Here is an 11,732-nt window from a genome sequence, read left to right as displayed (position 1 = left end):
CATGTCCGTGCCCCGCCTCGCCGTAGTCGTCGACCTCGTCGTCCTCACCGTGCGGGAGCAGCGGCTCTGCGCGCTGATGTGGCGGCGTGACCGGGCGCCCTACGACGGCTGCTGGTCGCTGCCGGGCGGGTTCATCCAGTTGGACGAGGACCTGCCGGTGGCCGCGGCCCGGCTGATGGCGGAGCGGGCGGGCCTGGCGGACGTCCGGATCCATCTGGAGCAGCTGGCCACCTACGGCTATCCGGACCGCGACCCGCGGCAGCGCGTGGTGAGCGTCGCCTATCTGGGCCTGGCGCCCGACCTGCCCGCGTCGAGCCGGGCGCAGGTGCTGTGGTCGGCCGTGAGCGAGCTGATCAACCACGATCGGGCGGCGTTCGACCATCGCCGGATCCTGTGCGACGGGGTGGAGCGCGCGCGGGCCAAGCTGGAGTACACCTCGCTCGCCGCCGCGTTCTGCCCACCGGAGTTCACCGTGGCCGAACTCCGCAGGGTGTACGAGATCGTCTGGGGCACGCCGCTCGACCCTCGGAACTTCCATCGCAAGGTCACGGGCGCCGACGGCTTCCTGGTGCCGACGGGCCGGACGACCACTCGCGACGGGGGCCGCCCCGCGCGCCTCTATACGCGTGGCGACGCGGAACAACTACGCCCGCCGATGCTCCGCCCCTCCCCTCACGCCGTCGCAACGATCTGAACCCCCTCAAACGATCTTCCGACGCCGAGGTGGCGGCCGGACGTTAAAGAAATGGGCCCGGCGGACGGGGCATTCCGGGGGCGTTGCTAGTTTTTTGTCCTATGGATGGCGATATGTCCGAGGAGCTGACCCTCCTCGTCCGCGACATCGGGGACGCCGGGGTGGCCGAAATGGCCGGTGCGCCAGGGCTCGCGGCGGCGGTCGACCAGCACGTGGCCGCCGTCCGGGACCACATCGGGGCACGCCGGCCGCCGCAGGACGCGCTGATGGACTACCTGCACGGCTTCGCCGAGGACGCGTTCCGGCGGGGCTGGTGGCCGGGCAGCACCCGCGACTGGGAATTCGTGCGCATCGTCGCGATCTGCTGGATGATGCGCGAGAACTAGGCTGGGGCCCACCCACCCTGTACGACTTGGAGGACAACGGTGTCCGAGGCAACCACTCCGCGCTTCCGCTCCGTCCTCGACCGGTTCGTGGCCTACAAGCCCGGCAAGGTCGTGGTGTCGCCCGAGGGCCGCTCCTACAAGCTCTCGTCGAACGAGTCGCCGGACGGACCGCTGCCCTCGGTCGTGAACGCCATCACCGAGGCCGCCCGCACCGTCAACCGCTACCCCGACAACAACTGCACCGCCTTGATCGGGGTCATCGGCGCGAAGTTCGGGGTGCCGGACGATCACATCGCGGTGGGCTGCGGTTCGGTCGGGGTCACCCAGATGCTGCTGGAGGCGGTGGCCGAGCCCGGCGCCGAAGTGATCTACGCCTGGCGCTCGTTCGAGGCCTACCCGCTGCTGGTCTCGCTGTCCGGCGCCACGTCCGTCCAGGTGCCGCTGCGCGACGAGACCCACGACCTCGAAGCGATCGCCGCCGCCATCACCGAGCGCACCCGGCTGATCTTCATCTGCAACCCCAACAACCCGACCGGCACGATCGTCCGGCGCGCCGAGCTGGAGGCGTTCCTGGACCGTGTCCCGGCCGACTGCCTGGTGGTGCTGGACGAGGCCTACCGCGAGTACGTGCGGGACAAGGACGTGCCCGACGGCCTGGAGCTGTACGGCGACCGTCCGAATCTGGCGATCCTGCGTACGTTCTCCAAGGCCTACGGGCTGGCCGGGCTCCGGGTCGGCTTCATGGTCGCGCACCCGGTCGTCGCCGAGGCCGTCCGCAAGACCTACCTCCCGTTCAGCGTGAACGCCATCGTCCAGGCCGCCGCGATCGCGTCGCTCGCCGCCACCGACGAGCTCATGACGCGGGTCGACAACGCCGTCAAGGAGCGCGACCGCGTTCGCGACGCCCTCCTCGCCGACGGCTGGTCCGTCCCGCCGACCGAGGCCAACTTCGTGTGGCTCCGGCTGAACGAGCGGACCATGGAGTTCTCCGCCGCGTGCGACGCCCAGGGCATCAGCGTGCGTCCCTTCCTCGACGAGGGCGCCCGCGTCTCGCTGGGCACCCCCGAAGAAAACGACGCGTTCCTAGCCGTCGCCAGGGCCTTCCCCCACCGCAACTAGCCCATTCACGCCCCACACGGCGAGGCCGTAGGGGATTCCGCTCAGAGCCATGGTCATGAAGGTGCCGTCGGTCGTACCGGGGCCGAGCCAAGCGGTGATCAGGGCGGCGCTGAGGCCGTACACGCCGAGCATCCAGCCGGCGAATCCGGCCGCGAACACCATGGCGCCCCATGCCGTCCAGCCGCATGGCGTATGGCCCGACGCCCGGGAGCCGGTGAGACAGCCCGCGAGTGAGAACGCGAGGGTCACCACAGCCAAGGCTCCCAGGACGACGGCGGCCGACCGGATTTCGCCGCCCAGCGCCGTCCCCGCACCCATCAGCAGCGCGTGCGGAACATACGGCCCGACCAAGCCGCCGAGGACGTAGCCGGCGATGGTCTGGGCGATCCTGTGCCGGCATCGTGTGGCCGCGTCGCTCATCCGGACCTCCTGAACGCGTTCAAAACGCTACCTCAGGTTCGGGTGCCGCGGGAGAGGTCAGCTTCCGCCGGTCGGGTCTGCGGCGGGATCGCCGACGATGGGAAGGCCGGGCGGGATGATCACCGGTGGAGTCGTCGGAGCCGGGGCCGTCGTCTCGGGCGGATCCGGTGTCGTGGCCGGAGGTGTCGCCGGTGGCTTGGTGGTCGCCGGTGGCTTCGTGGTCGCTGGGGGCTTGGGCGTCGGGGTGGCTGAGGCTGAGGGGCGTTTGGTCTTCGGGACCGTACGGAGGCGGCTCGGCTTGGGGGTGGGCGCGACCGTGCGATAGGTGCGTGGTGCCACGGCGGGCGGGGGCGGCTCGACGTCGGGGGCGGTGCCGCCGACCTGGGTCTTGCGCGGGGGCTTGGGCTTGTCCTTCGCGGCGGGCGCGGGGCTCGGGGAGAGCTGGAGCAGGGTCGGGAGGCCGTTACGGATGGGCTGGTAACCGACCATCGCGGAGACGACCGCGCCGGAGCCGAGCACAAGGACCGCGACCCCTGCGGCGGCGACGATGCGCGCGCGTTCCGTCGTGAAGCCGTCCTTCGGATGCCAGGCGAAGATCTGGCCAGGCCGGTGAGAGTCGAGCTGCTCGCGTCGCGCGGACGCGGCGAACGACGTTCGTGTCGCTTCGGTCGTGAAGGGTTTCGGGGTCTTCGATCCGCCGCACCTCATCGGGTGCCCGCCGAATCACATGTCTCCATGCACTGTCCGACGCGGGATCAAGCGGCCGGGTTTGCCCCGGCCGCCCGATACCCAGCGGAATGTGCCTCAGGTGCTCGCTTTCGGCCCCAGCTTCTCCACGATGAGGCGGTAGAGCTGGCGCGGCCGGCCGGGCTGCGGCGTGCGGTTGGGCGGGAGGGGCCAGGCGAGGCCCTCCTCGACCAGCGTGCGCAGCAGGCGCCGGGCCGTGCGGGGCGTGACACCGAGCATCTTGCCGGCGTTCTCCGCGTCCACGATGAGGGGCTGGTCCTGGTCGCCGAGCTTGTCGGCCAGGCGGGCGAGGATCTCCAGGCCCTTCGGCTTGGCCTGCGGCTGTGCCCGGGGCGGCGTGCGCGGCGCGGGCACCAGGGCCCGGCCGTCGCGGTCGAGGGCGAAGCCCTGGGCGCGCTGCGAGCTCTGCGAGCGGGCCAGCGCGGCCCGGGCGTGGGTCTCGGCCTCGTGCGCCGTCCGGCCCATGCCGATGCCGACCTCGATCGCCAGCCCGAGCTCCTCCCGGACGCGCTCCACGAACGGCGGCGTACGGAAGCCCTCGGTGGACGCGGTGACCGACCCGCGCGTGGCGATCACCAGGTAGCTGTGGTCGTCCAGCGGCCACACCGACGCGTTCATCCGGTGCGCCTCCTGGAGGAGCACGCGGTGCAGCGCCAGCTTGAGCTCGTCGCGCCAGTAACGCGGCGTGACCCGGCGCGGCGTCTCGCGAAGCGTGGGCACGTCGACCAGGACGGTGACGAGCTGCGACTCTTCGAGACGGTGGTGTGCGCCCAGGAGCGCGGCGGTCTGCAGCGAGCTGCGGATCGCGGCACCGGTCGGCCGTACCCGGATGGTGGGCACGCCGGCCATCTCCATGCGCTCGGCGGTGGCGTGGACGCAGGTCATCGCGACCGTGGTCGCCCCGCGCCGCCACAGCCGCTCGTGGAACGCGGCCAGGGTGCCGGGCCCCGCCGCCTCCTCGCGCAGATGGACCTGTTCGGTGGCCAGATTGATCTCGGCGTACGCCTCCTCGACCTCGGCGCGGCCGAGCACGTCGATGCTCACCCGGGCCGGATCGAAACGTTCGTCGAGTGAGGCGCGCAGCAGCGCGCCCTGGAGTGCCGCCCCGTTCAGGGGCACGTAGGTGGCGGGCATCGTGAGCACGCCCGCCTTACGCGCGAAGTCGTACGGAACGGGGCTCGCGAACAGGCACACGTCCACGCCCGAGCCCAGCCGTACGACCTTGTCGGCCGCTTCCTGCTCATCGCGATACGCGGCGGCCACGAGCCGGCTCGGCACCGGCGTCGGGCCGTGGCCCATCAACATGACCCGTTCCACCAGGTCATGGGGACCCACGACGCCGATCGTCAGGTCGGGGGTCACCGACCCCGTCCTCGCTGCCGTCATCAGCGCCCGCTCGCTTCCCGGTCTGCCCTGTGTCGGGGGCCCGGCCCCGGCCATGCGTTCGCGCACGCTCCGCCCAACGGTTGACTCATGGCTTGTCGCCCCTGCCTTCTGACCCAGCACCGCAGTTCCCGTGCGATCGCCTTCCCGCAGCCCCGCCCAGCCATCCCTTTCGCTGGACGAGCTTCGCTCGGCGTCCTCCTATTGGACAGATCGGGTCAGGGCGACGATGTGTGACGCCCAGACGCGAAATCGAATCAAGAGTGCGGCGAAAAAGTAACCTACGCGACCCCTTGGTCAGTAATTTGTCACCATTCGGTCAGTCTTGATTCTGCATCTTCGGACGTCCGAAGCCTAAAAACAAGACCCGAAAACACCGCAGGGGTCTCCTCATGGCGCTGATGCGCATTGAGGAGACCCCTGCGGCGTCCGTTTGGTTTACGCGCGGCCCGAAAATCGACCGTCCCGGTAGCCACTGCACGGGAGCTGACCGTATCGGCTATGGGTTAGACGTTTGTCCGTGATTCGGGCCGGGTGTCCGGATGAAGATTGACCGTTTACGGTCAGATCGGCGACTCGGCCTGTCAGCCCGGCTTGTCAAGGCGGGCTGTCAGGCCACTCGGCTCCGGCGGCCGGCTCCGTTACCCGGACCGTTACTCGGCTTCGCGGACGATGTCGGCGCCCAGTTGCGAGAGCCGCTCGGCCGTGTGGGCGTGGCCGCGGTCGAGGTAGTAGGCCGAGGTGATGGTGGTCTCGCCCTCGGCGGCCAGCCCGGCGAGCACCAGGGCGCTGCCGCAGCGCAGGTCGTGCGCCTCCACCTCGGCGCCGCGCAGCGCGTTGGGGCCGTTGACCTTGGCCCGGTTGCCGTTGACCTCGATGTCGGCGCCCATCTTGGTGAGCTCCTCGGCCAGCTTGAACCGGCCGTCGAAGATGCGCTCGTAGATGTAGGACGGGCCGTCGGCGAGGCAGGACAGCGCCATGATCGGCGACTGGAGGTCGGTGGCGAAGCCGGGGTACTCGTCGGTGATGACGTTGATCGGCCGCAGCGGGCGCTCGCGGCGCACCTGCAGCACCGCGCCCTGCTGGTGGAACTCCACGCCCATCTGCTCCAGCTTGTCGGCCGCGACGCCCAGGTGCTCCAGGGACGCGCCGACCAGGCTGAGCTCGCCGCCGGTGATGGCGGCGGCCATGACGAACACGCCCGCGTCGATCCGGTCCGGCATCACGGTGTGCTCGATGCCGTTGAGCTCGTCGACGCCCTCGACGGTGATGAAGCCGGTGCCGCCACCGCTGATCCGCGCGCCCATGCGCTGCAGGATCTCGATGTTGTCGAGCACCTCGGGCTCCAGGGCCGCGTTCTTGATGAGCGTGGTGCCCTGCGCGAGCGCGGCGGCCATGATCAGGTTCTCGGTGCCGGTGTGCGACGGGGTGTCACAGTAGAGCGTGCCGCCGCGCAGCTCGCCGGCCTTGATGTGGATGATGCCGTCGCCGTTGTCGGCGATCTGCTCGGTGACCGTGGCACCCATCCGCTTGAAGCCGTTGTAGTGGAAATCGAGGTTGCGGCTGCCCAGATTGCAGCCGCCGACGCCCTCGATCACGGCCTCGCCCAGCCGGTGCAGCAGCGCCGGCACGAACAGGAACGAGCCCCGGAACCGGGAGGCGATGTCGGCCGGCAGCACCGGGCTGCTGAGCGTCGACGCGTCGATGACGAGCGTGCGCTCGGCCTCGTGGAGCTCGGCCTTGGCGCCGATGGCCCGGGCCAGCTCGACCGCGCGGCGCACGTCCTCGATGATCGGGACATTGCGCAGGACCGTCCGGCCCTTGGCCGCCATCAGCGAGGCGCCGATCATCGGCAGGACCGCGTTCTTCGCGCCCTGGATGAAGACGGTGCCCTGCAGAGGCCGGCCCCCGCGCACGCGGTAACGAACGTCTTGGCCCATGCTCATGCCGACTGACTCCTTAACTGCGGAAAGGGTGCTACCGGTTCAAATTGGGACTACCGACCCGACCGTTCACTTCCGGTCCAGCGGGTCACAAGGGCCGAGCACGCCGAACGGGTCCCTCCATCCGAAACGCGACCCCCAGTAAACCATCGCGCCGGGGGTGAGATGTTCGCCGCTCTCCCCTCCTGGCGGCGGTTTGGTCCCTCTTCCCGACACGTTCACTTGGACTGCGGCAAAGGCGGGAAAGTTCACGATTTGCCGCACTCGGAGTGCGGGTCCCGCCGCACGCGTCGTCCGCGTTCGGCCGGACGTGTCCGAACGTAACCCCTGTGACCAGGGTGGATCGTCACGCCACGCCCCATGGCAGGGTCCGAATCTCATTTACGTCTTGTGCGGTTACGGGTGCCTCTAGGGTGATCGTCCATGGGGATCGACGAGACGGACGAGTCGCCTGGCTGGGCGGCGATCGATGGGGCGCTGGCGGGCCTCTACGGCGACACCGAGCCGTACCACTGGGGCACCCTCCACAAGTGGGTGCTCGGCGGCCCCGACCCGCTCGACGGGATCAGTGTCTACGCGCGCGACGAGCCCGTCCCGCACTGGCACTTCGTCTCGTACGGCATGACCGAGCTGTACGAGAAGCAGTCCGAGAATCCGGAGGAGTCCGGCTGGGGGTTCGAGTTCACGTTCCGCCTGGCCCGGGATCCGGGCGAGACCGAGCCGCCGGTGTGGGCCGCGAACCTGCTGCAGAACCTGGGCCGGTACGTCTTCAACAGCGGCAACTGGTTCGCGTCCGGGCATCACATGAACGTCAACGGCCCGATCGCCGCCGACCGCGACGACTCGGCGATCCGCGCGATCGCGTTCGTCCTCGATCCCGAGCTCGGCGAGATCGCGACGCCGCACGGGAGCGTGCAGTTCTTGCAGGTCGTCGGGCTCGCTTCCGAGGAGTACGAGGCCGCCCAGCGATGGCGGACCGAGTCGCTCCTGGAGGTGCTCTCGCCGCGGATGCCGCTCTACGTCACCGACATCGACCGCGGCTCGCTGCTCGATGATCCGGAACTGGCGGCGACCGTGGCGGCGGGCGTCGAACGCGACGGTTCGAGCGTGGGCGTGCTGTACGTGACGACGGCGCACTGGGAGGTCGACTCCGGCACGACCACCCTCCGCGTCGGGGCGCTGCAGGCCCCGTCGATCGCCGAGGCCCTGCGCGGTCGGCTGGCGCACGGCAACGATCTGATCCTCAAGGCCGACGACACGATGTTGCGGTTCGCGCCGGGCGACACGTTCTCGGTGGAGGAGGACGGGCCGGAGTCGCTCGTCGTCGAGGTCCCCCTCACGGCCCTCGACGATCTCACCGCCGCCCTCCGCCCCGAGGCGGGCAGCAGGCCGGTCGCCGCCCTGCCCGGCCTGGTCGTGGAGGTCGTGCCCACCGCGATGCGCGACGAGTACGGCAACGAGACCGGCGAAGTGATCGGCTGAGCCTCCGGCCGCTCAGGCCCTTTCCAAGATCTCTACCGGGTCTCCGACGGAGAGCGTTCCGGTCGTCCGGGGGACGCCGTTCACCCCGAACCGGATGCCGCGGTCGATGGTCCGGTAGCGCGCCAGCGTCCGCAGCGGCTCGCGGCCGCGTTCGCCGCTCTCCTGGTCGGTGGTGGTGATCACGCACCGCGCGCAGGCCTTGACCAGCTCGATCTCGGTCGCGCCGATCCGCAGCCGCCGGACGGCGTCCTCGCCGAACGCGCCGAGCCCCGACACGACGAGGTTGGGGCGGAAGCGGTTCATCGGCAGCGGGTCGTCCAGCCGTCCGTTCAGGTCGGCCAGTGACTCCGCCGAGATCAGCAACAGGGGATAGCCGTCCGCGAAGGCGACCTCACCGCCGCCCCGGCTCGTGGCGCGGTGGCCGGTGAAGCGCACGAGGCGCACCTCGGTGTCGAGCAGCGCGCCGAACCAGCCGGCCGCCTCGTCGCCCTGGTCGATGCCCTGGCACTCCTTGCGGTGCACGGTCACGTCCAGCACCGGCCCGTCGTCCACAGGCTTGTGGAAAAGTGGCGTGAGCGCGAACGCCGGATCCGCCACCTCGACGTTCAGCTCGCTCCCGTCGTACGACGGCCGCAGCAGCGCCATCCGCGCGTGGTCACGCTGCGACAGGAACCGCCCCTCCGGCGTCGCCAGCATGAACTCACGGTCGTACAGCAGGCCCTTGGGCGTCAGCCGGGCGGTGCGAAGCGGCGTGCCGCCGCCGCTCTTGAGGGGAAAGACGTTCAGCTCGGTGAGGACCGCGCCCAAAGAGATCTCCCGTGGGATTCCGGCTCAGGTGAGCGCCGAGAGCTTGTCGAACATCGGGCGGAGGCGCTCCACGAACCGCTCCGGGCGGCACACCCCGTCGAGCCGCGTCTCGTCCAGCGTCAGCCCGGCCTCGGCCGCGTGCTCGCGGAGGGTCTCGCGGAACGTGACGCCGGTCTGCCAGGTCTCCATCGCGGCCTTCTGGACGAGCGGGTACGCCTCGTCGTCACGCGACATCCCGGCCTCGACCAGCTCCAGCAGCACCGTCGAGGTGTAGATCAGGCCGCCGGTCGACTCCAGGTTGGCCCTCATCCGGTCGGCGTCCACCACCAGACCGGACATCAGCCGGTTGGTGAGGTTGAGCATGTAGTCGAGCGCGATCGAGGCGTCCGGCAGCGCGATCCGCTCGGTGGACGAGTGCGAGATGTCGCGCTCGTGCCAGAGCGGGATGCCCTCCATGACAGGGACGATCTGCGCGCGGACGACGCGGGCCATCCCGGCCAGCCGCTCGGAGATGATCGGGTTCTTCTTGTGCGGCATCGCCGACGAACCCTTCTGGCCCTTGCCGAAGGGCTCCCAGAGCTCGCGGACCTCGGTGCGCTGGCCGTGCCGCACCTCCAGCGCGATGGCCTCCAGGACCGTCGCCATGATCCCCAGGCTGGACACCCACTCGCTGATGCCGTCGCGGAGGACCACCTGCGTCGACACGTCGGCCGACTTGAGCCCCAGCTTGCGCGCGACGTGCCGTTCGACCTCGGGGTCGATGTTGGAGTACGTGCCGACGGCGCCGGAGATGGCCATCACGCCGACCGCCTCGCGGGCCTTCTTGAGCCGGTCGCGGGAGCGCGCCGTCGCGAACGCGAAGTCGGCCACCCGGTGGCCCCAGACGTCGGGCTCGCCGTGGATGCCGTGCGTGCGGCCGACGCGGAGGGTGGCGCAGTGCTCCAGCGCGTGGTCGCGCAGGGTGGCGACGAGCGTGTCGGCCTTGGCGAGCAGGATGTCGGTCGCCTCGACCAGTTGCAGCGCCAGTGCCGTGTCGAGCAGGTCGGACGAGGTCATGCCGAAGTGCACGTAGCGCGCGGCCTCGCGGGGCTCGGTGTTGTCGGCCCAGGCGGAGAGGAACGCGATCACGTCGTGCTGGGTGACCGCCTCGATCTCGTGCACCGCCTCCGGGGTGGGCGGCGGGGCCTTGCGAACAGGCTCGACCACCTCCGCCGGGATCGTGCCGGCCTCGGCGTGAGCCTCGACCACCAGGGTCTCGACCTGGCACCAAAGCTCGTACTTGTGCGCGTCACTCCAGACGCGGCCCATCTCCGGAAGGGTGTACCGCTCAATCACAACCCGATTGTCCCAGGTGGCCCCGCGTACTCCCGCCGCCGGGGCCGAGTGTGACGAGAAAAACAGAAAGGTTTGTTATCAGTTACGCCTGGCGTGCCGTAGTGTTCTCCTGCCCAGGTGACCGTGAACTGCGGAAACAGGCCGTCGGCACGAGCGGGGGCCGTGCCGGCCAGGGCGGCTTTGGCTAGGACGACGCAGGCTTGGGTCCTTCGATTCGCGCGCGGGTGCGGTATTCGAGCAACAGTGCCGCCGTGATGACGAGGATCAGCGCGGCGAGCTCGGCGGCGGCCAGCCAGAGCCCCAGCGGGATGGCCGCCAGGGAGACGACGGCGGCGGCCAAGCGGATGCGGGACGGGCCGATGCGGACGATCCGGCGGTAGAGGACGTCGCCGGCCAGGTAGAGCGCGACGCCGCCCGCCAGAGCGACGGCGGGGCCGGTGGCAAGGCCTTCCCACGCGTGACCGACCGCCTTCTTCAGGCCCGCCGCCATCACGATCACGCCGACGATGACCGGCATGTGCGCGTAGAAGTATCCGAACATCGTCATCTGGGCGCGGCTGGGATCGTCCGCCGCGGCCAGGGACTCCTCCGCGCGCTCGTCGTCGCCGACGAAGTACGTCCACCAGATCGCCGCCGCCAGCGCCAGCCCGAGCAGCACGGCCACGACCAGGTCGGCGTCCAGCTCGACCCCCTCGGCGCCGATGCCGATCGCGATGATCGACTCCCCCAGCGTGACGATGACCAGCAGGCCGTGCCGTTCGACGATGTGCGCGGCCTGGATGATGAAACGGCCGCCCGGCGCGACGATGTAGGGCTGCACGATGGGCACGATCAGCGCGATCGTCCACAGCACGTACACCGTGACGCCGTCGAGCAGCCCGGCGACGATGATCAGCGCGGCCGCGAGCAGGTTGGCGGGCAGCACGCGCAGGATGTTGGGGTTGCCCTGGGCGAAGAGCGCGACATGGGCGAGGACGAGCACGAGATAGCCGAGCCCCCACACCACCCCGCCGTCCTTGAACGCGGTCGGCGTGGCCAGCGCGACCATGAAGAAACCGCCCATGCCGGTCAGGATCAGCAGCCGGCGCCGGGCGGAGGACGGGGCCAGCATGTTCGTCAGCCAGGCGTACCCGCTGTACATCCACCACAGGACGCCGAACATGAGGACCACCTGGAACAGCCCGAGCAGGCTGAGCTCCTTGACGAAGACGCCGGTGAGCTGCGTGACCGCGAAGACGAAGACCAGGTCGAAGAAGAGCTCCAGGGTCGTGACGCGGTAGATCTCCTCGCCCGGGGACGGCGGAACGGATGCTGGAGTGGTCGGCGAAGAGGAGGAAGACATGTCAGCCTCTCAAGAACCCGGACGCGAGGGGGGTAAGGCGTCCAAGGGTGTAATCAAGTAATCATACGCCCCCG

The 11,732-nt window shown here is 70.1% G+C and carries 11 protein-coding genes; 4 read left to right on the top strand and 7 right to left on the bottom strand.

Annotated features, from left to right (window positions below):
- The first annotated feature begins 1 nt into the window (after position 1).
- From ACGFNU_RS02645 to hisC, 3 genes are all read left to right on the top strand, one after another.
- Positions 2-694 (top strand): NUDIX domain-containing protein, encoded by a 693-nt coding sequence (locus tag ACGFNU_RS02645; RefSeq protein WP_392589508.1) that lies wholly within the window; start codon positions 2-4, stop codon positions 692-694.
- Positions 695-807: 113 nt separating this feature from the next.
- Positions 808-1,080 carry a DUF6401 family natural product biosynthesis protein gene (locus ACGFNU_RS02640; RefSeq protein WP_392589507.1) on the top strand — a complete coding sequence of 91 codons (273 nt, stop codon included), beginning with the start codon at positions 808-810 and terminating at the stop codon, positions 1,078-1,080.
- A 39-nt stretch (positions 1,081-1,119) separates the two neighbouring features.
- Positions 1,120-2,199: a histidinol-phosphate transaminase gene (gene hisC / locus ACGFNU_RS02635; protein ID WP_392589506.1), complete on the top strand. Its 1,080-nt coding sequence runs from the start codon at positions 1,120-1,122 to the stop codon at positions 2,197-2,199.
- Here the strand turns inward: hisC and ACGFNU_RS02630 are convergent.
- From ACGFNU_RS02630 to murA, 4 genes are all read right to left on the bottom strand, one after another.
- The gene (locus tag ACGFNU_RS02630; protein ID WP_392589505.1) at positions 2,164-2,619 is read right to left on the bottom strand and encodes a hypothetical protein; all 456 of its coding nucleotides are present in this window, start codon (positions 2,617-2,619) and stop codon (positions 2,164-2,166) included. The two genes, hisC and ACGFNU_RS02630, sit on opposite strands and share 36 nt — an antisense overlap.
- A gap of 57 nt (positions 2,620-2,676) precedes the next feature.
- Positions 2,677-3,327, bottom strand: a complete 651-nt coding sequence (locus tag ACGFNU_RS02625) for a hypothetical protein (RefSeq protein ID WP_392589504.1) — start codon at positions 3,325-3,327, stop codon at positions 2,677-2,679.
- Between the two features lie 96 nt (positions 3,328-3,423).
- Positions 3,424-4,752 carry a transcriptional regulator gene (locus ACGFNU_RS02620; protein ID WP_392589502.1) on the bottom strand — a complete coding sequence of 443 codons (1,329 nt, stop codon included), beginning with the start codon at positions 4,750-4,752 and terminating at the stop codon, positions 3,424-3,426.
- Positions 4,753-5,402: 650 nt separating this feature from the next.
- Positions 5,403-6,689: a UDP-N-acetylglucosamine 1-carboxyvinyltransferase gene (murA, locus tag ACGFNU_RS02615; RefSeq protein WP_392590977.1), complete on the bottom strand. Its 1,287-nt coding sequence runs from the start codon at positions 6,687-6,689 to the stop codon at positions 5,403-5,405.
- 426 nt (positions 6,690-7,115) lie between these two features.
- Here murA and ACGFNU_RS02610 point away from each other — a divergent pair, with 426 nt between their 5' ends.
- On the top strand, positions 7,116-8,174 hold the full coding sequence (locus ACGFNU_RS02610) for a suppressor of fused domain protein (RefSeq protein ID WP_392589500.1): 1,059 nt from the start codon (positions 7,116-7,118) through the stop codon (positions 8,172-8,174).
- Between the two features lie 12 nt (positions 8,175-8,186).
- On the opposite strand, the gene ACGFNU_RS02605 is transcribed toward ACGFNU_RS02610, so the two are convergent.
- The 3 genes from ACGFNU_RS02605 to ACGFNU_RS02595 form a co-directional block, all read right to left on the bottom strand.
- Positions 8,187-8,981, bottom strand: a complete 795-nt coding sequence (locus tag ACGFNU_RS02605) for an MOSC domain-containing protein (RefSeq protein ID WP_392589499.1) — start codon at positions 8,979-8,981, stop codon at positions 8,187-8,189.
- A gap of 24 nt (positions 8,982-9,005) precedes the next feature.
- A complete protein-coding gene (purB, locus tag ACGFNU_RS02600) occupies positions 9,006-10,316 on the bottom strand; it encodes an adenylosuccinate lyase (RefSeq protein ID WP_392589497.1) in 1,311 nt (436 codons plus the stop codon).
- A gap of 184 nt (positions 10,317-10,500) precedes the next feature.
- A complete protein-coding gene (locus tag ACGFNU_RS02595; protein ID WP_392589495.1) occupies positions 10,501-11,658 on the bottom strand; it encodes a low temperature requirement protein A in 1,158 nt (385 codons plus the stop codon).
- Positions 11,659-11,732: the final 74 nt, after the last annotated feature.

Source organism: Spirillospora sp. NPDC048911, from assembly GCF_043198015.1.
In the GTDB taxonomy this organism is placed as follows: domain Bacteria; phylum Actinomycetota; class Actinomycetes; order Streptosporangiales; family Streptosporangiaceae; genus Spirillospora.
This window is presented reverse-complemented; position numbering and strand designations above follow the sequence as displayed.